The following is a 23878-nucleotide window of genomic DNA, read 5'->3' on the forward strand; positions in this document are numbered from 1 at the left end:
AAAGTACGAACCAGATGACTACTCATTGGTTCGTTAACAAACTTTAACAGGCCCTATATCAATTGGTTTTACAACTTATCGTTCCTTCGTTGCAATTTTCAGGCCCTATGAAAAAAACAGTTTTAACCCTCTCCCGGTTCGCTCCTGCACTACTCCTGGCAGTTGCTTTTAGCGGTGCGGCTGTTGCTCAAAAGAAGGTGTCGCCTTCGCCAAAATCCGACAACAATGAAGTAAGCATTCGAATTATTGAACGGGATGGTGACGATGTTCGGGAAATCGAACGCACGTATCGTACCGACGGCATGAGCGAAGATCAACGCGACCAGCTCGTAACGAAGTTAGTCGACTCGGTGAGAGCTTCCCGAAAAGATGGTGGCAAGCGCCAGTTGACCATTATCGTTGATGATACTGGTGAAAGTAAAATCGCGCTGAGGAAGCGTCAGGGGCTCAAGCGTATTCCCGGTGATGCCTATGTATTTCGTGGTCAAACTCCCCGAAACAACCAGGACTTCTGGGGTAGCAAAGATTGGGAATTTCAGCTACGGCGCAATGCCGATTCAATGGCCGATCAGATGCGCCGGTTCAAGTTTGAATTCCCCCGTGATTTCGAAAATCAGATTGCCCGCCCATTCGAAGGCTGGGCACGTGGCCTAAATGGCAAACCATCAACTATTCGGAGTCTGGATGCCTTCCCCAACAACCCCGACCGCGATCAACTGAACGTACGTTTTTCGGCCCCAACTAAAGGCGATGTCAGTATTGTTGTAACAAATCCAAAAGGAAAAGAAGTCGCTCGGCGGGAAATTAAAGATTTTTCAGGTGAGTTTGTCGGCCAGATCGATCTGGGCAAAAAAGCACAGGGTACTTACTTCATTACGGTAACGCAAAATGAGGATGGCGCCGTGAAGCGGATTGTCGTTGATGAATAGCGTGGAGCAAGGAGCGCGAAGCAGGGATTGTGGAGCGGGGTAAGCGGCACAATCCCTGCTCCACGCTCCATAATCCTCGCACCGCGCAAAAAATATTTCAAAAAATTTAGTACTATGTATTGCAAGATACCAAATTAAACCCATATCTTTGTATTGTAAATAAAAACAGAGGCCATGAAGTCGTTATTCATCATCGCAATCTTATTCGTGGGTATCAGTGGGCAGGCGTTTAGTATGGGGCATCCACACAATATGTTTGCTGCGCGTAAGCAGTTACGTGCAAAGGCTTCGACATCAGTTGCCAAGATGAGACTATGCCCTCCCGCTACGAGCTGGCAACGTGCTGTTAAGGCAACTCAAAACTCTCTGACCGAACAGGTGCTGGTCGCTTTGTCGCGGGCTAATCCATTACAATCCCGCTAGGAATTGTCTTTACGCTTCATTTACTATGCACCCAGCCCGTTCTGGGTTTTTGTTTTTTCTTTCGTTTCAGTTACCCTCACTCCGGTTCTCTGCGGCTTATTCCTTCTATGTCAGGCAACATCTTTTTCGCTCCTTTTAACCTGACTGCCTACTTTCTATTCGGCCCGAAAACTAGTTTAAAAACCGCTGGCTAATTTGAGGCATCTGGCACAACTGTTGTTTTAAATCTATACGTATATACCTACTACCATTCAATCGATAAAATCCTGTCAGTTAGCATTTTACTAAGCCTGCAACTGGCCGTTCCTAATTTTAATTTTGTATTAATCCAGTACGAAAAACAAATAACCTACATTTTTTCGTTAAAAACTTAGATAATTTGGAGATAAGCTATAGTTTTCGACGGGCTTTGCCTATTTTTATGGTTTAGCCTTACCTTGCCGATAACTGACCTAATTAGTTTACAGTCGTTTACCTATGCAGAACACCGTTCTACGACCCCTATTACTCGTCGGACTCCTGTTCGTGAGTTTGTTTTCAGCGTTTGGCTTAACCAAACCAGGTCGTAATTTGTGGCGTCGGGCAGCCCACCATCGGGCTTCACATTCGCATAGAGCCAGCGCCAAAAAAGCGGCTATCCGAAAAACTGTAACGCCAGTCCGTACGCCATCGGCCCCAGTCTCGTCCTCCGTTTTCACGTTCCGCCCTGCCGCTAATCCCGTTGATGTGTTTACACTGGCCGACAGCGGTCAACGTTGGGTAGATAGTGTATTTCAGACATTAACTCCTGAACAGAAGATTGGGCAGTTCTTCATGGTCGCTACATTCTCCAATCGCCATGAAAATCATTATCAATATATTGAACACCTCATCCAGAACAATCACGTTGGTGGTCTTATTTTCTTTCAGGGAGGTCCCTATCGGCAGGCAGTGCTGACCAATCGGTATCAGGCGTTGTCGAAAGTTCCTCTGCTGATTGGTATAGACGGTGAGTGGGGCCTGGGCATGCGCCTGGATAGTACCATGGACTTTCCTAAGCAAATGGCGCTGGGGGCTATTCGAAACAACGATTTGATTTATCGAATGGGTGCCGAAATTGGGCGTCAGTGCCAACGGCTGGGCATCCACATCAATTTTGCCCCTGTATCCGACATCAACAGCAATCCAGCGAATCCGGTTATTGGCGTTCGTTCGTTTGGGGAGTCGAAAGAAAACGTAGCGCTGAAGGCATCGGCCTACATGCGTGGCTTACAGCAAACGCACATCATTGCTACCGCCAAGCATTTTCCCGGTCATGGCGATACAAATGTCGATTCGCACCATAGCCTGCCTACGGTCAGCCGATCAACGGAAGTGATGCGCGACATTGATCTGTATCCTTTCCGCAAACTCATTGCCGATAGTTTGATGGGCGTTGTAACGGGCCATCTGCATGTGCCAAGTATCGATAACACGCCTGCTCTGGCCGCAACCCTGTCGGAAAAAATTGTGACCGATCTGCTCAAGAAAGAATTGGGTTTCCGGGGGTTGGTATTTACCGATGCGCTAAACATGGGTGGAATCAGTCGGTCCCCGAAAGCTATGGACGTGAACCTGCGGGCACTGATGGCCGGTAACGATATTTTGCTGTATCCTGAAAACGTCCGCGAAGCCACGCAGAATATCCTGAATGCGATTCAGCAGGGTGTTATTACCCAGGAATTTATCGACGAAAAAGTCCGCAAAATTCTTCGGGCAAAATACTGGGTTGGCCTGAACAATTACAAGCCCATCAACCTGTCAGGCCTGGCTGCTGACCTGAATTCGCCCGAATCGAAACGTCTCAAACAGGAACTTTGCGAACAGGCTGTAACCATAGCCGATGACCGGAACAACCTGCTTCCGCTGAGCCGCCTGGACACGCTACGGCTGGCCTCGATCGCTATTGGGGCCGAATCGGGCAACGTGTTCCAAAAGACGCTAAACCAGTACGCACCTTTTCAAACCCTCACCTACCCCGACAAACCCGTTTCGGAAACCGATGTCAACAACATACTGGCTCAGGTAGGCGACGCGAATACGGTGGTTGTTAGTTTTCACCGGATGAGTGAATCGTCGGCCCGGAAGTATGGTATTACCAAGCCTTCCATTGATTTGATTACCCGCCTGAAACAACGCGGCCTGAAAGTGATTGTAACGGCATTTGGATCGCCCTATAGTCTACCGCAGTTTGCCATAGCCGATGCGCTGGTTTGTGCATATCAGGAGATGGACGCCATGGAGCAAGTGGTGCCGCAGGTTCTGTTTGGTGGGTTAGGAGCCCGTGGTAGGCTACCCGTTTCGACATCGCACGACGATATGAAAGTGGGCGTGGGTATGAGTACCAATCCCGAAGGTCGGCTTTCAGCCGGAGCGCCTGAAAGTGTCGGTATGAAAACAGCGGTTCTGAACCAGATTGATGCCATAGCCCAAAGTGCCGTTAAAAATCATGTGGTGCCTGGCTGCGAAATTCTGGTTGCCCGAAAAGGGAAAGTTGTTTACAGCAAAAACTTCGGTGCGTTGACCTATGCCGCCGGAGCCGAAAAAGTAACCGACGAAACCCTGTATGATCTGGCATCGCTTACCAAAGTGCTGGCCACGTTGCAGTCGGTAATGGTCCTTTACGATCGCAAACAAATTGATCTGAACCAGAAAGCTTCGTTTTACTTACCGGAGCTACGTAACACCAACAAGCAAAACATCACCCTTCAGGACCTGCTCTGGCATCAGTCGGGAATGGTGTCTTTCTACCCCACGACCTGGGATCGTACCCGTAATCCACGCGGTGGTTTAAAAGCCGAATATTACTCAGCCACTCAGGACAGCCTGCATACATTACAAATTGCGCCAACCCTTTGGGGAGTACCTGCTCTGAAAGACTCCGTCTGGAAATGGGTGGTACAGTCGCCCATGTCGAAAAAGACTGACGAGGCAGGTCGGCCCGCCTATGTATATAGTGATTTGAACTTCCTGACGCTGCAAAAGATTGTTGAGCGGGTTAGCAAACAGCCATTGGACAAGTTTGTGACCGAAAACGTCTATAAGCCGCTGGGCCTGCACCAGCTTGGCTTTACGCCCCTCCAACGTTTACCCCATCCGCAGTGCGCTCCTACTGAACAGGATACCTATTACCGGAATCAACTGCTTGTTGGCACCGTACATGATCAGATGGCAGCCGTACAGGGTGGAGTTTCGGGCCATGCGGGTTTGTTTGGGAATGCCCACGATATTGCCACGCTGTTACAGATGAACCTTCAAAAAGGTGTGTATGGCGAACAGCGTATCTTGAATCCGATGACGGTGCCCTACTTTACCCAAACGTTGAGCAACCGCAGCCACCGGGCGCTGGGTTGGGATAAGCCGAATGCCGAAAGTCCAAGCAGTGTATATATGGCTTCTCAGGTATCGCCCCGATCATTTGGTCATACGGGTTTCACTGGCAATGTAGTTTGGGTTGATCCCGACGAAGAATTAATCTTTGTTTTTCTGTCGAACCGAATTTACCCAACAGCCGGAAACAATTCGATTAATACCACAAAACTTCGACGGCGAATTCATGAGGTCATCTACAACGCCATTCAATAGCTACTTCTTGATTGAACGGTAGCGCTCGTCTCCATTTTAGGGATTATGAAATTAGGCAATGCCACTTCTTCTCAGAAGTGGCATTCTTATTGCTACGGGTTTCCCATACATATGATTTTTTGCTTATTACCACTAGTCTTCTAAGAACTAACCCACTGATTTAAAGAACCTTGCCCTATATTAGAAGCTATCTACGCTGCTTATAAAGCCCGATCCTAGCTTTCTTCAGGCTGAAGATTGAGCATAAATGCGTTAACTTTAGAACCCATACAAGCTTAGTTGCTCAAATTTTTATGAAGGGCCGTATCTTTTACTCCTATCTCCTAGCCTTGCTGGGCCTTGCTGGCCTGGTCAATCGAGTCTCTGCGCAGACAATCACAAGCGTTGCGTTATCAAATCCTAGCGTATGCCCCGGTCTAGATCTTACAGTCACATTTGTAACCAGTAATACATTTGCGACCGGGAATACATTCACCATTTCATTATCCGACGTAACAGGAAATGCCTATCCTACTTCCCTAACGACGATTTCAAGCCGAACAGGGACATCGGTTAAAGTCACCATACCAGCTTCGTCTCCAACCAGTACCAATTATAAAATCCGGGTTCTTTCAAGTACGGGCACGCCCGTTCAATCGAAGGAAAGTAGTGCCTTTACGGTTAATTCAGCGAATAAACCTACCGTTTCTTCAACCCAAAATGGTTGTGCCGGGACACCAACACCCTTAACGGCAACACTTACCACAGGTGGTGTCAGCCTTGCCTGGTACAATCAGAGTAAACAGGCCATTTCAGCTCCTTCGCCTACGGCCAGTGGAACATATTATGTCAGTCAACTAAATGGGAATACCTGTACCAGCGATCTTGTACAGGTTGACTATGTTGCCAATCCTGTTCCAGCAGCCCCAACCGCAACGCCTTCGCTATCGTATTGCCAAGGGATAAGTGCTCCGGCTTTAACAGCTTCTGGCTCAAACCTTAAATGGTATGGGACAGCGTCTACAGGTGGCAGTAGCACAAATACCGCAACCATTCCATCAACATCTAATCCAGGTCCTATAACCTATTATGTGAGCCAAACGGTTAATGGCTGCGAAAGTGCAAGAACAGCTATTACAGTTACGACAAAATCATCACCAGATGCGCCCGCAACTACCATTCCTTCTCAGTACTGCCAAAACCAGACAGCTTCTAAATTAGAAGCTACTGCATCAACAGGGGCGTCGTTAAATTGGTACGGCACGAATGCATCAGGAGGAACAGCTTCGTCTGTAGCCCCTATACCGGGTACTGGATCGGCTGGAACGACAAATTATTATGTGAGTCAGACACTGAATGGCTGTGAAAGCTCAAGAGCCAGTATTTCGGTTACTACGAAGCCAACTCCTGGGGCTCCAAGTGTATCCAGTCCACTTCTTGCCTGTCAGAATCGCACAGGCTATAGCTTATCAGCCTCCGCATCGGCAGGGGGCTCATTAAACTGGTATGGCACTTCGGCTTCGGGCGGTACAGCCACGAGTGATGCTCCCGCTTTGGCTACCTCTACTACAGGCTCAACAACGTATTACGTGAGCCAGTCGGTCAATAACTGCGAAGGGCCCCGTGCCTCGATTACGTTCACAGTCAACGCGGTACCTGCTGCTCCAACGATCTTTCCGCCGGGAGCGTATTGCGAAGGTACTACAGCGGCTGCGTTGTCGGCTACCGGAACAAGTCTGAAATGGTATGGAACGAATGCGTCGGGAGGAACTTCTTCATCAAATCCGACTGTACCCAGCACCGACGCCAGTGCCATCGGGACAAAAACCTATTATGTAACCCAGACCGTAAACAGTTGCGAAAGCGAACGGATCGGGATTCCGGTTCAGGTAAAAGATACGCCTGATGCACCGGGAACATCAAATATTGACTTTTGTCAGGGTACCAATGCCCCAACACTAACAGCCACTTTAGTGAATACGGCTACCCCAAATTGGTACGGTACGTCGTCTAACGGCGGTACTGCTTCTCCAAACGCTCCTACCCTTTCAAATTCCAGCCCAGGTATTACGGTATATTACGTCAGCCAAACGCTAAATGGCTGCGAGGGGCCTCGCGCCAGCCTGTCGGTGCGTGTAAAAAGCACACCGGGAGCTCCGGGAGTAAACTCAGTTAGCTATTGCAACAAGAGTCAGGCACAACCGTTGAGCGCTGCGGGATCAAACCTGAAATGGTACGACGCTTCCGACAATTCGTTAGGCGGAAACGCACCAAAGCCTGGCACAGATGTAGTAGGTACACAAACCTATAAAGTGTCACAAACATCCAATGAGAATTGTGAAGGCCCCAAAGCGACCATTACAGTCACGATTAAACCTCTTCCGGGCGCTCCATCCGTATCAGATATCACCTACTGTCAGGCACAGCAAGACCAGCCCGCGCAAAATGTACAGGATTTAAGCTCACGAGCCAGTGGACAAAACCTGCGCTGGTATAACCCCGACGGGAATCAATATTCGAGTGCACCAACCCCATCTATCGACAAGGGGGGTACGCAAAACTATGATGTCAGCCAAACTGTTGACGGCTGCGAAAGCAGTAGAGCAAGAATCAACGTATTGATTGTGAGCCCACCACCGCCTACAGCCAAAGCCCTGGTGAGCTACTGCCTTAATGACCAACCTGCTCCGCTCGAAGCAACCGGCGAAGCTGGCAGTAAGTTGAAATGGGTTGATCCCTACGGACGCGTATTCGATGTGGCCGTCCCCTTTACGTTTACGCCAAGCACAGACCCAAAAGGCGATGCCTTCTACGTTTATCAGATTGCATCGTATGGTTGCTATAGCGCGCGTACCACGGTTCGCGTGCTGGTTAGCGCTCCACCCACACTTGCACTGACGGCCCCAACCACCACCGTCAATTTAGGTCAAAGGGCTCCCTTAAATCTGAAGTTTACGAGTGTTGGGCCATTTAGCTATACGCTTACAGGTGGGTATACAGGCACTTCGCGCTCCACCGACACCACGATTTCGGTACTCCCGCGTGGCAATACAATTTATCAGATCGTAACCGTATCGAATACCTGCGGGCTTGGGTTGCCCGGCAATCCGTCTACTGCCCAGATCAATGTACGGGTACCAACGGTTTCGACCAGTTCGTTTGCATCGTCGACGGTTTGCTCGGGTACTCCGATTACCGTACCGTTTACAACTAATGGTCAATTTAACTCGGGCAATGCATTCCGTCTGGAAGTGGTCAGTGCTGCCGATACAAGTAAAAAATATGCCATACCGAACACATCAACCGGTTCGCCTATTACAGGTACGCTACCAACCAACTTACCCGGTGGTCAATATTTTGTTCGCGTCAATGCCGACAATCCGGAGATTGGTATTACGGGTAGCAATAGCCCTACTCAACTTACCGTACGATCGCTGGCCAGTGCTACGCTGACTGGCACACAAAACATCTACGAAGGCTCACCCGCCAATCTGACATTGACATTCGGCGGAGATGGGCCCTGGACAGCCACCTATGCCGATAGCCTTAAAAACTATTCACTTACGACCAGTACAAATCCATTACTCGTTGAAGTACGGCCGACCCGAAACACAACGTATCAGTTAACTAAAGTGACTAACTTCTGCGGGAGCGGACCCGTTTCTGGCACCGCAACCATAACGATACTCCCCTTACTGGGTGTAGAAGATAACCCGCTCGATCCGCTGGTCAAAACTTATCCTGTACCGACCGAAACCCGATTGACGGTAGAACTCGACTTACCGCTGACGCAGAACCCGGCTATTTTATCGCTCATCGATGCCAATGGCCAACCCATCTTACAACAAACAACGCGAGCGAAGGTGAATGAGCTTAACTTAAGTTCACAGCCAAATGGGTTGTACTTCCTCCGCATACAGGTTGGTGATCGACAAACTGTCCGAAAAGTTCTGAAACAGTAAACTAGGTAGCTACGTGTGAGTCATAGTCGTTGGTAAATACACTTTAACGGCTTTGACTCACACGTAGCTACTATCGACGAACATGCCCGACGAGTATTTCATGGAAATTGCGCTGGGGCTGGCGGAAGAAGCGGCCGAATCGGGAGAAATTCCGGTTGGAGCAGTAGTGGTTTGTCGAAATCGAATTATTGCCAAATCACGCAATCAAACCGAGCAGTTGAATGATGTAACGGCTCATGCTGAGCTAATGGCCATTACAGCTGCCGAGCATTATTTAGGCAGCAAATACCTGACCGACTGCACATTATACGTTACCCTGGAACCCTGCGTAATGTGCGCAGGCGCTTTATTCTGGGCGCAGCTTAGCCGGCTTGTTATTGGTGCCAGTGATCCTAAACGAGGCTACAGCCGTATCCACCCCTCTCTTTTGCACCCCAAAACCCGGCTCGAAACAGGCATACTTGCCGAAGAAAGTCAGGCCTTACTGGCAAAGTTTTTTAATCGTCTAAGAACATAATTTAACACAGGCTTGTTAACCCAACCGAGTAATCTTTCATTCTAACTTATCAATACAATGGCATTTGTATTAGACCCGCTTCCCTACCCAAGTGATTCGCTCGAACCCAATATCGACAAGCAAACCATGGAAATTCATCACGGCAAGCACCATAATGCGTACGTGACGAATCTGAATAATGCTATTGCTGGTACCGATCTGGAGAATAAATCCATCGAAGATCTGCTGGCTTCTGTTAGCAAAGCGCCAATTGCTGTTCGTAATAATGGTGGTGGTCATTACAACCACACCATGTTCTGGAATACAATTTCTGGTAATGGTGGTGGCCAGCCTAAAGGTGCATTAGCCGATGCAATCAATGAGAAGTTTGGTTCGTTCGATGCTTTTAAAGATGAATTTACCAAAGCGGCTACAACTCGATTTGGTTCAGGCTGGGCCTGGTTGATTGTTACCCCCGAAGGAAGTCTGGCTGTTACCTCAACGCCAAATCAGGATAACCCACTTATGGACATCGCTGAAGTGAAAGGTTTCCCCATAATCGGTCTCGACGTTTGGGAACACGCGTACTACCTCAAATACCAAAACCGCCGACCCGACTATATTGCTGCTTACTTTAACGTTATTGACTGGGATGCGGCCGAAAAGCGTTTCCAGCAAGGTAAGCAAGCTTAATTAATGAATAATGTACAATGGTTGATGAATAATTACCGCTAATTACATCATTACCCATTGTACATTATTCATTATTCATTATTTTTGCACTTCCAAAACGGTGGATGTAGCTCAGTCGGTTAGAGCGTCGGATTGTGGTTCCGAAGGTCGCGGGTTCGAGCCCCGTCTTTCACCCTCTTTTAAAAAGCCCTGCAGCGTCAGGGCTTTTTCTTTTTACAACCGCCCTATTACAGATCAGCTCCAAAAGTCGTGGGGGACGTTGTGTTTTCCAGGATTTGACCCTTTATCAAACGTTAGTTAGGCGAATTAAACCTAAAAGGGGGAAGGGCATGTACAAGACACCAGCATAGGATGGAACTTTAAAGTGGAGCTTGAGAAATTAGCTGTAAATATTCCAGGTAGACCTGGTTACCACCCTAGATCAACCAATTTCCGACCGCTACCTTTACCCCATAAATCCCCGCCCTGAATCAACCACAAAAGTTCGTTGGGTGGATGTTGATTAACTTACCGCAAAAGTGGCCGTATGTACCCGCAAAGGAGCAACTGCCCTGTGGCTGAATCCCAAATCGATCATTGAGAAGCTTAGAACCTGTTTAGGATTTGCTTCTGATCGGGTAATTCCGTTAATTAACGCTAGTTGCCAATTTACGATGCTCTTAAACTCGGCAGTCCTTGTAGGTACATGACTGAATTGTAATGGAAGAACTCATCGCCTATTTGCTTCAGTTTGGGCACTTTAACGCGCAACAGCGGGCGTTAATTCTGACAAAGGCTAAACACAGGCGTATTGCTAAAGGGGCTTACTTTGCCGAAGCTGGCAAAATCTCTACTCACATTGGCTACGTAACCGACGGGATTTTTAGGGCCTGTTATTATGATACACAAGGCGACAGTTTCACACGATACTTTGTGTATGAAAACCGGTTTGTTGTCGACGTGACTAGTTTTCGGGATGAAATTCCGTCCACCGAGTACATTGAAGCCATTACGGATTGCCAGCTTCTGGTGTTTTCTAAAGAAGACTTTACCCAGCTTTCCGCCCTCATTCCTGGCTGGCACGATATGTTCGTTAAGATAACATCCTATGTACTGGAAAATAAGTTGAAGGTTACCAGCAACATGCTGGTGCAGGATGCCCAAAAAAGATACCTGACTTTTCTTGACCATTACCCAGGGCTGGCCAATCGGGTTCCGCTCAATATGCTGGCTTCCTATTTAGGCATTACGCCTTCCTCGCTTAGCCGTATCCGAAAAAATATCCAGTAAGTGCATTTCTTGCCAATTGGCAATTGCGCTTATCGGCTTACCTGTCAATTTTGCCTCGTCATTAAACATAAACCAATGGAAGCGACGAATCTTTTGAGGCAGATTGAGTTCATAAAGGAAGTGGATAAGCTTAAGTACATCCTTCGCAAAACAAAGCTATTGAACAGTGAGCGGAATGAGAACGACGCCGAGCACAGTTGGCATCTGGCCTTAATGGCCATCGTTTTGGCCGAGCACGCTAATTTTCCGATTGATCTGCTCAAGGTTATCAAGATGTTGCTGATTCATGATCTTGTCGAAATAGACGCTGGAGATACGTTTATTTATGACACCCAAAAAAACCATGATAATACGGCTGAAGAGCGGGAGGCCGCTAAGCGAATCTTTGGCTTATTGCCTGCTGGGCAGGCTTCTGAATTGATCGCCATTTGGGAAGAGTTTGAAGAACGCCAAACAAACGAAGCCAAGTTTGCCCGAGCCATGGACCGACTCGAACCCCTATTGCAGAATACCTCGAATCAAGGTGGTACCTGGGCTGAATTTGGTGTACGTTATGATCAGGTGTATGCCAAGAAGAATGTAATCGAACAGGGGTCTACGCAAATCTGGCAATACGCCGAGCAACTAATCAATGACAGCGTTGAAAAAGGAATCCTAAAAAAGTAAGTAGATCGCTATCGCAGGGCGTTGCCACCTGCTGAAGTGCCTGCTATCTACTGATGCGATTGTAAGGCAATAAGGCTGGCCGGAACAGAAGACTTGGCTAGGTGACGGTAAAGCGTCAAGTAGAGGAAGCACAAAAACCACTTCTTAAGGGGTCAACCCGTTTTGCCTCGACCAATGAAGTATGTATTAGCCACGGTGTTAAGTCTGCTGCTCATGACCAGCAACGCCCAATCTCCCCTCCGACTTGCCATTGCGGGTCTAAGCCATGGCCACGTAGGCTGGGTATTTAACCGTCCCGATAAGAAAGACGTAGAACTCGTTGGAATTTACGAAACAGATCAGGCATTGGTCGATCGATTTGTCAACCGCTACAAGTTGGATAGAAAGTTGTTTTTTACGGATCTGGGTCAGATGCTCGATCAAACCAAGCCGGATGCGGTTTCGGCCTTTGGCGCAATCAGCGATCACATTACTATTGTCCGCGCCTGTGCCCCCCGAAAAATCCATGTGATGGTCGAAAAACCGCTTGCTACGACATTTGCTGATGCGAAGGAAATTCAACAGCTTGCTTTGAAAAACAATAGTAAAGTATTAACCAATTTCGAAACCTCCTGGTATGCCAGTAACCAGTATATCCATGAACTCTACCAGGCCGGGAAGTTGGGCGAGATCAAGAAGGTGATGATCAACGATGGGCATGAGGGGCCTAAAGAAATTGGTGTCAGTAAGGAGTTTTTTGCGATTTTGACCGATCCGGCTAAAAATGGTGCTGGTGCTCTGGTCGACTTTGGCTGTTATGGTGCCAATCTGATGACCTGGCTTATGAACGGCCAAAAACCGCTAACCGTAACCGCCGTTACCCATCAGAACAAGCCTGATATTTATCCTCGAGTTGACGACGAAGCTACCATTGTTCTGCAATACCCATCGGCCCAGTGTATTATTCAGGGCTCCTGGAACTGGACATTTGCCCGGAAAGACATGGAAGTATATGGTACCAAGGGCTATGCGGTTGCTGTTGATGCTACTACCATTCGAGAACGGCTACAGGCCAAAGAGCCCGAAGAACGAAAGAAAATCGCTCCTCGCCCTGCTCCCTTCACTGATCCGTTTTCGGTACTGGCCGATGTGGTGCAGGGCCGCCTGAAATTAGAGCCAAACGACTTATACGAGCTACCCGTTAATGTGACGGCCGTTGAGATACTGGAAGCCGCAAAACAGTCGGCTAAGTCAGGGAAAACCGTTTCGTTAAAGTAGCCTGTCTCGTTCTGCCCATGAATCGCAGGGATTTTCTTGCCTTAACGGCCGGGGCTTCCACAACCGTTGGGCTTAGCTCCTTAGGCTGGGGAAATGATACGTCCATCCCTATTATCGACACCCATATTCATTTGTTCGATACGAAGCGCCCGGAAGGTGTGCCCTGGCCAACGCCCAAAGACGACGCACTATATCAGCCAGCCCTGCCCGATCGCTACCGGAAGATCGCCAAACCACTGGGCGTTGTAGGGACGATTGTTATAGAAGCCAGCCCCTGGGTTGACGACAACCAGTGGGTGCTTGACCGGGCCGCTCAGGATACGATCATCGTTGGAACAGTAGGCAATCTTGAACCGGGGAAACCAGATTTTCGTCGACAGCTCGACAGGTTCCAGCGAAATCCGCTATTTCGTGGCATCCGGTACGGAAATCTATGGGGTCGGGATTTAGCGAGCCAACTGGTAAACCCCGGCTTTGTGGCCGATCTGCAAGTGCTGGCGCAGGCTGGTCTGGTCCTGGATACCGCCAACCCGACCCCGGCTTTACTGGCTGCGATCGTTCGGTTGACGGAGCAAGTGCCGACCCTGCGGGTCATCATCGACCATCTGCCCCAAATGGCCGTTCCAACAGAAGCCGCAGCCCGGAAAAGCACCGAAGCTTATTTGCAGGCATTGAGCCAGCGCCCTCAGGTGTATGTGAAAATTTCGGAAGTACTACGCCGGGTAGACGGTACGGTTCCTCAGGAAGTAAGCTACTACCGTGAGCGATTGGATGAGTTGTTTGGACTTTTTGGCGAAGATCGATTGCTCTATGGCAGTGATTGGCCCAACAGCGATCAGTGGTTGCCTTTCGATGCTGGATTACGATTAGTCCAAACGTATTTTATGAGCAAAGGCCGACGCGTGGCCGAAAAATACTTCTGGAAAAATTCGGTGAAAGCGTATCAGTGGATCAGACGCGATCCCTCGCAACCGACCTGAGTTCGTTAATGAGACGGGAAAGATAATGCGTCTTATTGAATCAACTTGACGGCTATCAAAAGAAAATGATGAGTATAAGCGTTTATGGGTGTAGTAAACACCTATACACCTTCACACATGGCCGATCAGCCCAACTGGCTTCATAAATTAGGGAATCTTCTCGTACCCTCCAGCCAGAACCAAAGCAACGCCAGCGTCACGATAACGAACAAACGAATCCTGGACGAGCTGGTCAATTCATTCCAGGACTCTATAGGTCGGGAGTCGGTTGGCTCAAGCATGCTGTTCAATGCCCACTTTCTCATCATCCTGCATCCCGACACGTACGAAGAACGACAAAATGCCTTTCCGGTTATTGTCGATGAAGCGGTGAAGGCTTTCAAGGGGCTTATTGAATCACAGAAAGGACAGTATGAACGCGTGGCTCCCGTAGCCTCTAGCTGGTTTTTTAAATTTGGAGGTGGTCGGGAGTTCAATGGCGAAACCGTCTCGCCTACGGATGTGTATGTGGTAGGGGCGCTTACGGGTATTTTGCCCGGTAATCAGCAGCGGCAATCACCGGATAAGCTACATGTCACTCGCCGGGTCAAACAAACCAATCGCTACGAAAAAGTGGATGTGGACCTAAACACGTTTCAGCATATCGACTTTCGTGAACCGGGGGCGTTTGTCGTTAAGTTCAAATTTGAGCCAACACCCTCCGTCAGCGAACGAGCGCCCATGCCGGGATCGGCGACCCGAAATGCACCAAACTTACCACGTAGCCTCGCTGCCGGACTGGCCGAGATCACGTATTACATAGCTGAACTAAACAAGGAAGATGCGTACCTGATGCGCGACCGGGAGATTGTAATCGCTCGGAAAGAACCCGAAAATCAGCATTTCCCGAACTATCTGCTCCTCGAATCCGCCTACGTGTCGAACCCCCACGCCCGTATTCAGTACGACGATGCAACCCAAGCCTTTCACATTGCGTCGTTCAGTCGGAATGAAACCCGCGTAAATGAACAGCTTATTCCCCGCAGTGAACCCGCTAGCCCACAATGGTATATCCTGCCCGATAAAGCTCAGATTCTGCTGAACAGCATGGTCACGCTAAACTTCCAACGGACTACCTAAGATGATCGATGCACTGATTGTTTTCGCCCTGCTTTTGTTTGTCAGTTTCCTGGTCTGGAAACATTTTCAGGATTTACCTCGATAAATAAGGTAGCGCGGGTTTCCACCCGCAGCCTTATACAACAATCGCGGATTTCCATCCGCGTTACAGAACGGAATGAATTCACTCGTATTTACCGGCAGAACCGATGTAGGCCGACGCCGAACCGATAATCAGGATGCCTTTCTTTGCTCAACGATCTGGGCAGAAACCAGTGCTTTATTGGCGGTTATCGATGGGGTTGGCGGGTATGCCGGGGGCGACCGGGCTGCGGCTATTGCCAGGGAGTCGATTGAACAGTACATGGCTGCGCCCAACGGAAATCCGTTGTCGATGCTACGAGAAGCGGTTGTCTTTGCCAATAATCAGATTTTTAAGGAGCGACAGCAGGAGCTTCGGCTGGCAAATATGTGTTGCGTGCTGACCACGGCCGTAGCCGACAGCCAGTCGGGTAAATTGGCCTTCGTTCACGTGGGCGATACACGCTTGTATCGGTATCGTCAGGGTATTCTCGAAAAACTTACCTACGATCACTCACTGGTTGGCGTTCGGGAAGATGCCCAGGAACTGACCGAAGCCGAAGCCATGCAACACCCGCGCCGGAACGAAATTTTACGCGATGTTGGCTCCGCCATGCACCGGGTCGATGACCCTGATTTTCTGGAGTCGGGCGAAACGGATTTTCTACCGGGCGATCAGGTGCTGCTCTGTAGCGACGGTCTTACCGACCTGATCACGCAGGCCCAGATTAAGGCTGTTCTGGAGCAAAAGCGGTCTCTGGATGAACAAACAGCCGAATTGGTTCGATTAGCCAATCAGCAGGGAGGGACCGACAACATTACTGTCGTTCTGGCTAAGAATAACAGGATAAGCGATGAACCTGCTTCGGGTAAGGATACCAACAAGGCTACTCAGGTGCCAACGTCGAAACAGCCTGACGAGGTTGTTCTGCCTGTTGCAGCTAAGCCACTGTCTGTGAGTCCGAAGCCAGCCCGGAAGCGCTCAATAGGTTTCTTAGTCCTGGTTGGCCTGTTCGTGAGTGGTCTGATTGCTGCCATCGTCTGGTATCAGTATCAGCCATCCGGTCAGTCTGATACAATAGCGGACGATTCTCTGGCAACTACCCGTCGTCAACCGTATGATTCACTGATGGTTATAAAACCAGATGTTCGATTGGATTCATTATTACAAATGGTCTATCGTAGTAAAGAGCATCGGCTGGTTTTGCCGGCTGATACGTTCCGGCTTAGCAAACCACTGTCGATAACGGATTCGTTACAAAGTATACTGGGCGGCAATCGCCCAACAGTTCTGCTCCCTGCTGATTCTACCCAGGCTCAGGTAGCCTTACAGATTTCCCGATCTGGAACGGTTCAGTTGGAAAATATCCTTATCCGCGGGTTTAAAACCGGGATAGAAATAACCCAGGGCACCCGGTTGCAGTTGTCCAATGTATCCTTTCAAAACGTTGAACTGCCTGTTCGGGCGGCTATACGGCAGGAGACTTTTCGCAAGGCCGTCATCACGTTGTCGGTACAAAATCAGCCTGATTCAACTAAAACACGACACCAGTAATGTCCACGATTCGATTTGACACACGGTTTCCGGGTTACGAAGTGCTGAGCGAATTAGGACGCAGTAACGCCCGTATCCTGAAAGCGCGTCACCTGGCAACCGGCGATTTAGTAGCGATTAAGCACTTTGCGCTCAATACCGATGCTGAAACGCTCCGTCGGTTTGAGCGTGAATCGGCTATTATGTCCAGTATCGCCCATCCCAATATCGTAAAGGTGCGGGAGGTTCGGCTGGAAGCGGAGCTGCCGTACCTGGTCATGGAACTGATTGAAGGAGGTAGTCTCAATCAGCTCATTGCCAGTCGGGGCTCGCTGGATGCGCCGGCAGTTAGTCGGCTGGGTTTGCAAATGGCCAGTGCCTTTAAGGCGATTCATCCGCAGGGCATCGTTCACCGGGATATTAAGCCGGAGAATATTTTATATCGTCCGTTGCCAAGTGGAGAACTGCATTTTCTGTTGACGGATTTTGGTGTGGCCCGCCTGCACGAGCAGTCGAATACAATGACTGGCCAGTCGCTGATGACCTACGAATATGCCTCTCCCGAACAGTTTAACGATCCCCGAAGCGTGGGGGCAGCAACGGATTACTATTCCCTGGGTGTGGTTTTGTACGAGTGCCTGCATGGCAGTGTACCGTTTGCCCTGGATGACCATACGGGTATTGTGACGTTCATGAATAAAGTACTGACGGAAGCACCTCCCGCCCTAACAATTCCATCGAACGACCAGACCCTTAGCCCGTTTACCGATTTACTGCGGGGCCTGTTGCAAAAGAAAGTCGCTGATCGACTAAGCGATCCTGACGAATTGACCTGGCTAATCAAACAGGCCGAACTAAGCTGGTTACAGGCGAATCGTACCCATCAGGTCCGACCTTCGGCAGAGTCTATAGAGCCCGGAACAGTCCGTGAGCCCGAAAAAAATAAGGATACCCCAGCAAACGTGGTCCCGCTGGAAACCAGACCGATACGCAATTCCCGTTCTCGTAATCCGATGTCCGGCAGCCTGAAATGGGTGGCTTTGGCAATCGCTATTTTTCTAGGCATCGTTGGTCTGTACCTTACCGTTCTCAAGCCCAAATCTGGTACACGCACAACGCTCGTTGATACGCCAATTACCCATACGGATTCGACCGAAGTGTCTGATCGTAGCGAAGAAGCGGAGCGTCAGCAACGGGAAGCAGAGGAGGCCGTTCGGAGAGAACAGCTCCGGCAGGAAGCTCAGGCTGCGGCTGATGGGCTGACTGTTAAGGTGAATGACTACCGGGTTGGCTTTTTCGGCGGTATCAAAAACGTGCAGCTTCAACTAAGCAATCCAAGCCAGATCACATTCTCGTCGGTAGTCGTTAAAGTGAATTATTACAAAGATAGCGGAGGGCTATACAAGTCAGAAAAGGTGTCTTTCAACAATGTCGGCCCCAATTCGTCGGCCATTCAGAGCGCACCGAATAGCGATCGGGGGACTAAGCTTACCTACAAAATTATTGAGCATCGGTTTGCGCCCCCATTGGATTCCTTACTGCAAACCGCTTTATCAGACTCGATCCAATAACTGACCCATGCCAACAACTGTCAGTGTCAATACGCATTTTCCGGGTTACGAAATCATCGGCGAGCTGGGCCGGTCGAACGCCCGCGTGCTGAAGGCGCGTCATCTGGCAACGGGTGATCTGGTGGCGATTAAGCACTTTACCGTCAATACCGATGCCGATACCCTCCGGCGGTTTCGACTCGAATCGCAGTTGATGACCGATATCCAGCATCCAAACGTCGTGCGTGTGCGCGAAGTGCAGTTGGATATGCCTATGCCATTTATTGTTATGGAATGGGTTGAGGGTGGCAACTTACGCACCCTGCTTGGCGAACAGGGCTATCTGGACATACCCAATACCATTCGGCTGGGGCTCCAAATGGCCGAAGCCTTCAAAGCGATTCATCCGCAGGGCATCATTCACCGCGATATCAAACCCGAGAATATCCTTTTCCGCTCACTGCCTTCGGGTGAGATTCATTTTCTGCTGACGGATTTTGGCGTGGCTCGTCTGCGGGAACAGTCTCAGACGATGACGGGGCAATCATTGATGACCTACGAATATGCGTCGCCGGAGCAGTTCGATAATCCACGGGGTGTCGATGAGGCTACCGATTACTATTCGCTGGGAGTGGTGCTGTATGAATGCCTGTCGGGCAAAGTGCCCTTTTCGATGACGGATAATACGGGCATTGCGCGATTTATGGGCGAAGTGCTTCGGTCAACGCCCCCAGCGCTGCGGTTGCCATCCGGGCAAAACGTTCCCCCAAGTCTGGATACGATTCTGGAATGGATACTGGCCAAAAGTCCAGCGGAACGACTGCATGACGTTAACGAGCTTGTATTTCTACTGAAGCAGGCCCAGGTTGAACAGGCCCAGACCAGCCAGTCATCAGTTCGGCAGCCATCGGTTCCGTCACGTACGATGGCTGCTCCTGTACAGCCATCCCGCCCCATCCCATCATCCGATCCAATTGATGATGTTGAGCCTGATAACCGAACTGGCCGATGGTTGAACGGACTGATCTTTTTTATGGTAACCCTGCTGATCGGACTGGCGGTGCTGTACAAAAACTATCTGGACGATGCCAAAACCAAAATCCATATCGTAGCCGATTCAACACGAATGACGACGGATTCTTCGGATACGGACATGGTCGATGAAGATACCACATCAGCCTCATCCGAATCCCCGATGGAGACTATTGCTGATTCGACCACCACCGAAACTCAGCCAGAAACAGTGCCTGAACCACCTGCCACCGTACCCGATTCATCGAACGCAGTGGTTGATTCAGTCGCAGCGTTTAACGAATAACCTTTCAACCTTGCTCGGCCAAATAGGAAAAGAGCAAAAAGGGTATGACTACCAAACTATGAATATATCCTCTGGTCATTCTGGCCGTTTCTATTTGCTGGGCGCATCGATTATATTGCTACTGCTATTTGGACGGTTGTATATGAACTTGCTCCCTACGCTTAATCAGGCGAAGGGGGCTCTTGCCAGTGGCCAGGCCTTCACGCTCCGTTCCGGGCTAAAATCGACGCCTGTCCAGCGACTTCTCAACACGGGTAATTACTACAGTGATCCGAAAGATCGGGCGCTGGTTGCCGATTCGCTAGTCGCTAAACTTCGGCAACAGGGTTCGCCCGAAAATCTGGGCGCCTTAAATAAGCGGTCGTTTTCGGTGCTGGCACCCGTCGCATGGCGAGGGCGAATGGGCGGAGTCGATTTCCAGAGCCGATTGCAGGTGTCCCGCCAGCAAATGGGCTTCGATTCGGTTCTGTACGTTCGCGAACTAAACAACCCAAAAGCCTACCCCGCTTCGGTTAGTGCCGGAAACGGTACAGAAGCGATAACGGGCCAGGTTATTCGAGATGAACAGCCAATGGCCGATGTGTTGGTTCAGTTAAAGCACCACCCGGCAACGGCCCAACCCGATACCCTTCCAGACCGATTCATCTATGCCCGAACGGATGCAGATGGCCGATTTTCTTTCACGGGTTTAACCAAAGGTGCAGGCTACAGTGTAGTACCCTTAAAGCCTGGTTTCGAGTTTGGAAGCCGGAGAGGAACGAGCCATCTGACGAGCGACCAGAGCTACACATTTACAGCACGTCGACATCAACTGCGGCTGATTGGCTCTACCGTTTATGGGCAACTTAAAACCGATCATGCCTTTACCGTTCGAACGCCAACGGCTTTTACCCTACAATTCTGGGCGATTGTTGGCCTGTTCCTGCTGGTTTTCTGGCTCGTTCAGGGCTTCTGGGACATCCGCCGTTTTCAACCTGACCCTTTGTTATTAGCTATTCTGATGTTGCTGACGGGCATATCGACATTGACCCTCTTAGCGATTCAGGACCCGTTGCAGGATATGTTGTATGCCTGGCAAACCCTGCAGGGAGTTGCGGCTGGGTTGCTGGGTATGACCATTGTATCTCAACTGCCTGTTGGTCGCTTGTATGCAGATTGGCGCTACGACTGGCTGTTTACGTTTCAGAATCGGGATGCCATACGGCTTTCTGGCTGGAGCTGGCTGGTACTTGCTGTCGGGCTGGCACTCTTGACCTTACTGGTTGGTTCGGGACCGGAAGGGAGTGGTGTGCGGGTAAATCTGTCTATACTGGGCCTAACGTTTCAACCCAGCGAAATCACCAAATACCTGCTGTTGTTCTTCTTTGCGGGTTTCTTTGCTACCCACGAGCAGCCGATTCGGCAACTCCCCGATCTGCGCTGGCGATTTAGGGTAAGTTTCGGCGCTCTGGCTGGAGCAGGGGCGCTTATGCTCCTCTACCTGCTGCTGGGCGATATGGGACCTGCTCTGGTTGTTTGCTTTACGTTCCTGCTTTTTTACAGTATCGCCAGGGGAAATCTACCCCTTACGCTGGCAACGGGACTAGGCTATGGGCTGGCACTCTGGTTGTTGCCCGGTTGGCTGGCTACGATACTCAGTTTTGTTGGGCTGATCGGATATATGTACTGGCGGGGCGATGCCCGTTCTCAAACCGGACTTGGCCGGATCGCATTGTTGACCGAGGCCCCAATACTACTCGTACTCGTAATGGCCATGTTTGCCTTTGGCGATCAGTTGCCATTTGTCGGGAGTCGTCTGGCCGACCGAAAAGCTATGTGGCTAAGTCCCTGGGATAACGATGTCTACGGGGGCGACCATCTGGCACACAGTTTCTGGGCGTTGGCATCCGGCGGCTGGACGGGGCAGGGCTTAGGAAAGGGCTTTGCCAGTGCCATGCCAGCCGCTCATACGGATATGATACTCCCTAGTGTGGGTGAAGAGCTGGGTGGATTGGGCGTGGTTGCAGTTTTTCTGCTGATGGGTATTCTCTTACACCGGATCTTGCTGCACGCCCGACGAGCTGGTCAGCCGTTTAGTTTTTTCCTGGTGGCGGGTATTGCGCTGGCAACGGGTGTTCAGTTTTTGATCATTGCAGGCGGCTCCATTGGATTATTGCCTTTAACAGGTATCAGTGTGCCTTTTCTAAGCTACGGTAAAATATCGCTCATCATCAATTTGATGGCTATGGGCGTTGTGTTTAGTGTAGCAACTAGACCGGGGCAGTCTGAGCAGCGCCAATACCTGGAGAAACACTATGATGTCGTCCTGATGGCGGGTATTGCTGGCTTTCTGCTGGGTGTGCTGGTGCTGATTGGTCGTCTGTTGCCCATCATCGGCTGGCGGGGTAACGAGTATATTGTGCGGCCCGCCCGTGTGGTGACCCGCAACGGTGATCCTGTGTATAGCTACAACCCCCGAATCGAGCGGTTAACCCGCGCACTGGCCGCAGGTACTGTCTACGACCGAAATGGGCTAGTGCTGGCAACCAGCTCGACTGAACAGGTTACCCAGCAACTGGCCCGACTTCGGCAGAGCGGCCTGAAAACCGATCAGCTTCAAACGCTCATACAAAAACGGCAGCAACGGTATTATCCCTTTGGAGAGCACCTGTTTTTCTGGACGGGGGATTTAAATACGCAACTCTTCTGGGGGCAAAGTAATGGGTATTATGCGGAAGCGACCCACTTCAGCGAGTTACGGGGTTTCAACAGCCGTCCTCGAAAAACAACCCTGGTTACGACCGATTACCGGGCCGACCGCTTTAGTCCATCCGTTCAACAGGCGCGGACACTAACCGTCTATGACTACAGCGAGCTGGCTCCGGCGTTACGGGCAGGGATCGATAGCCGGGAAGTGGCCGATCGCAAAGCAAAAAATCGCGACATTCATCTGAGTATCAACGCGGCATTGCAGGTGGCACTGCAACAGGCACTGGCACAGTCGGAATACAAAGACAAACGCCTATCGGTGGTAGTACTGGACGCTGGGTCGGGCGATGTACTGGCATCGGCAGTTCATCCATTACCCGCGCTGAAAACACCCGACGTGATGCTGTTGTCGGATCGGGATCGGCTGAAACTCTCGTATCTAGTCACCGAACGGGATTTGGGCATGACCTATCCGACAGCTCCCGGTTCAACAGCTAAAATCCTGACTGCCACGGCCGCCTTTAACAAACTGGGTTCATCGGCCTCAGCTATTCGCTATCCGATTTCGTGCGAGGAAATTATTCGACGTGGAACGCGGGAGTCGGAACCCTGCGGAGAACTGGTGGATATGCGAAAGGCAATTGCTCGGTCGAGTAACGTTTATTTTATCCGAATCGCGAACGATAACGCGCTGGATACTGAACTGGCCGATCTCTATTTAGCTACAGGGATGAACGTCGATCTGGTTGGTGGCTACTCCTTTTTGGATACCCATACCGATGCAGAACGGGTTCAGATACGCCAGCATTGGCGCGATTCATCGTTTGTCGTACGTCGGAAGTTGTATCAGAGTACACAATATCCAAGACGCTACCGAAGTGAGTTTTCGGGGCTGGCCTGGGGGCAGGGGCAGTTGACCGCAACACCCGCATCAATGGCCCGTATGGCCGGAGCCATTGCCAACAACGGCGTCTTACAGCCTTCCCGCTATGTACTGGACCGGGCCGGAAAAACCGAGCCAATAACCACCGGCAAGCCCGTAGCCCGACGACCTGATTATGCCGAACAGGTAAAAGAATTCATGATCGAGCAATCAAATCCCCCGTCGGGACGTAGTAAGATTAGTATAGCTCGGGTAGCTGGTAAAACAGGTACTCCCGAACGGATTGTGCAGGGCGTACAGATCAACGATGGCTGGTATGTGTTTTTTGCCCCCACACCTGACGGGCGGTCGAATACAGTTGTGGCAGTACGGATCGAGCTGGGGCAATCATCAGCCGATGCCGTCAGTTTAGCGAATACCGTAGTGGCTCCTATTTTAAAAGAGCGTAACTATTTGGGAAGTTTTTAAC

The 23878-nt window shown here is 50.2% G+C and carries 14 protein-coding genes and 1 tRNA gene; all 15 read left to right on the forward strand.

Annotated elements, in window-relative coordinates; genetic code table 11:
* Positions 1-107: 107 nt before the first annotated feature.
* On the forward strand, positions 108-929 hold the full coding sequence (locus tag B5M13_RS31630; RefSeq protein WP_170061222.1) for a T9SS type A sorting domain-containing protein: 822 nt from the start codon (positions 108-110) through the stop codon (positions 927-929).
* Positions 930-1829: 900 nt separating this feature from the next.
* Positions 1830-4955 (forward strand): glycoside hydrolase family 3 N-terminal domain-containing protein, encoded by a 3126-nt coding sequence (locus B5M13_RS31640; RefSeq protein ID WP_080059460.1) that lies wholly within the window; start codon positions 1830-1832, stop codon positions 4953-4955.
* 293 nt (positions 4956-5248) lie between these two features.
* A complete protein-coding gene (locus tag B5M13_RS31645) occupies positions 5249-8896 on the forward strand; it encodes an Ig-like domain-containing protein (protein ID WP_080059461.1) in 3648 nt (1215 codons plus the stop codon).
* 82 nt (positions 8897-8978) lie between these two features.
* Positions 8979-9413, forward strand: a complete 435-nt coding sequence (locus B5M13_RS31650) for a nucleoside deaminase (protein WP_080059462.1) — start codon at positions 8979-8981, stop codon at positions 9411-9413.
* Between the two features lie 57 nt (positions 9414-9470).
* The gene (locus tag B5M13_RS31655; RefSeq protein WP_080059463.1) at positions 9471-10085 is read left to right on the forward strand and encodes a superoxide dismutase; all 615 of its coding nucleotides are present in this window, start codon (positions 9471-9473) and stop codon (positions 10083-10085) included.
* A gap of 99 nt (positions 10086-10184) precedes the next feature.
* Positions 10185-10260: transfer RNA gene (locus tag B5M13_RS31660), tRNA-His, on the forward strand.
* A gap of 524 nt (positions 10261-10784) precedes the next feature.
* Positions 10785-11354 carry a Crp/Fnr family transcriptional regulator gene (locus B5M13_RS31665; RefSeq protein ID WP_080059464.1) on the forward strand — a complete coding sequence of 190 codons (570 nt, stop codon included), beginning with the start codon at positions 10785-10787 and terminating at the stop codon, positions 11352-11354.
* A gap of 75 nt (positions 11355-11429) precedes the next feature.
* Positions 11430-12020 (forward strand): HD domain-containing protein, encoded by a 591-nt coding sequence (locus B5M13_RS31670; RefSeq protein WP_080059465.1) that lies wholly within the window; start codon positions 11430-11432, stop codon positions 12018-12020.
* A gap of 174 nt (positions 12021-12194) precedes the next feature.
* Positions 12195-13277, forward strand: coding sequence for a Gfo/Idh/MocA family protein (locus B5M13_RS31675; protein ID WP_080059466.1), 1083 nt, complete (start codon positions 12195-12197; stop codon positions 13275-13277).
* Positions 13278-13294: 17 nt separating this feature from the next.
* Positions 13295-14257: an amidohydrolase family protein gene (locus B5M13_RS31680; RefSeq protein WP_080059467.1), complete on the forward strand. Its 963-nt coding sequence runs from the start codon at positions 13295-13297 to the stop codon at positions 14255-14257.
* Between the two features lie 84 nt (positions 14258-14341).
* The gene (locus tag B5M13_RS31685; protein WP_245859607.1) at positions 14342-15376 is read left to right on the forward strand and encodes an FHA domain-containing protein; all 1035 of its coding nucleotides are present in this window, start codon (positions 14342-14344) and stop codon (positions 15374-15376) included.
* 157 nt (positions 15377-15533) lie between these two features.
* The gene (locus B5M13_RS31690; protein WP_080059469.1) at positions 15534-16991 is read left to right on the forward strand and encodes a PP2C family protein-serine/threonine phosphatase; all 1458 of its coding nucleotides are present in this window, start codon (positions 15534-15536) and stop codon (positions 16989-16991) included.
* Positions 16991-18541, forward strand: a complete 1551-nt coding sequence (locus B5M13_RS31695; protein WP_080059470.1) for a serine/threonine protein kinase — start codon at positions 16991-16993, stop codon at positions 18539-18541. Before B5M13_RS31690 ends, B5M13_RS31695 begins: the two co-directional genes overlap by 1 nt.
* A gap of 7 nt (positions 18542-18548) precedes the next feature.
* Positions 18549-19838, forward strand: a complete 1290-nt coding sequence (locus B5M13_RS31700) for a serine/threonine protein kinase (protein ID WP_080059471.1) — start codon at positions 18549-18551, stop codon at positions 19836-19838.
* Positions 19839-19896: 58 nt separating this feature from the next.
* Positions 19897-23877 (forward strand): FtsW/RodA/SpoVE family cell cycle protein, encoded by a 3981-nt coding sequence (locus B5M13_RS31705; RefSeq protein WP_080060161.1) that lies wholly within the window; start codon positions 19897-19899, stop codon positions 23875-23877.
* Position 23878: the final 1 nt, after the last annotated feature.

This window comes from Spirosoma aerolatum (assembly GCF_002056795.1).
GTDB lineage: Bacteria > Bacteroidota > Bacteroidia > Cytophagales > Spirosomataceae > Spirosoma > Spirosoma aerolatum.

What these genes read in the sequence shown, in the direction of transcription:
- B5M13_RS31630 (WP_170061222.1), top strand. Translation starts at nt 108, where the DNA reads ATGAAAAAAACAGTTTTAACCCTCTCCCGGTTCGCTCCTGCACTACTC.
- B5M13_RS31640 (WP_080059460.1), top strand. Translation starts at nt 1,830, where the DNA reads ATGCAGAACACCGTTCTACGACCCCTATTACTCGTCGGACTCCTGTTC.
- B5M13_RS31645 (WP_080059461.1), top strand. Translation starts at nt 5,249, where the DNA reads ATGAAGGGCCGTATCTTTTACTCCTATCTCCTAGCCTTGCTGGGCCTT.
- B5M13_RS31650 (WP_080059462.1), top strand. Translation starts at nt 8,979, where the DNA reads ATGCCCGACGAGTATTTCATGGAAATTGCGCTGGGGCTGGCGGAAGAA.
- B5M13_RS31655 (WP_080059463.1), top strand. Translation starts at nt 9,471, where the DNA reads ATGGCATTTGTATTAGACCCGCTTCCCTACCCAAGTGATTCGCTCGAA.
- B5M13_RS31665 (WP_080059464.1), top strand. Translation starts at nt 10,785, where the DNA reads ATGGAAGAACTCATCGCCTATTTGCTTCAGTTTGGGCACTTTAACGCG.
- B5M13_RS31670 (WP_080059465.1), top strand. Translation starts at nt 11,430, where the DNA reads ATGGAAGCGACGAATCTTTTGAGGCAGATTGAGTTCATAAAGGAAGTG.
- B5M13_RS31675 (WP_080059466.1), top strand. Translation starts at nt 12,195, where the DNA reads ATGAAGTATGTATTAGCCACGGTGTTAAGTCTGCTGCTCATGACCAGC.
- B5M13_RS31680 (WP_080059467.1), top strand. Translation starts at nt 13,295, where the DNA reads ATGAATCGCAGGGATTTTCTTGCCTTAACGGCCGGGGCTTCCACAACC.
- B5M13_RS31685 (WP_245859607.1), top strand. Translation starts at nt 14,342, where the DNA reads ATGGGTGTAGTAAACACCTATACACCTTCACACATGGCCGATCAGCCC.
- B5M13_RS31690 (WP_080059469.1), top strand. Translation starts at nt 15,534, where the DNA reads ATGAATTCACTCGTATTTACCGGCAGAACCGATGTAGGCCGACGCCGA.
- B5M13_RS31695 (WP_080059470.1), top strand. Translation starts at nt 16,991, where the DNA reads ATGTCCACGATTCGATTTGACACACGGTTTCCGGGTTACGAAGTGCTG.
- B5M13_RS31700 (WP_080059471.1), top strand. Translation starts at nt 18,549, where the DNA reads ATGCCAACAACTGTCAGTGTCAATACGCATTTTCCGGGTTACGAAATC.
- B5M13_RS31705 (WP_080060161.1), top strand. Translation starts at nt 19,897, where the DNA reads ATGAATATATCCTCTGGTCATTCTGGCCGTTTCTATTTGCTGGGCGCA.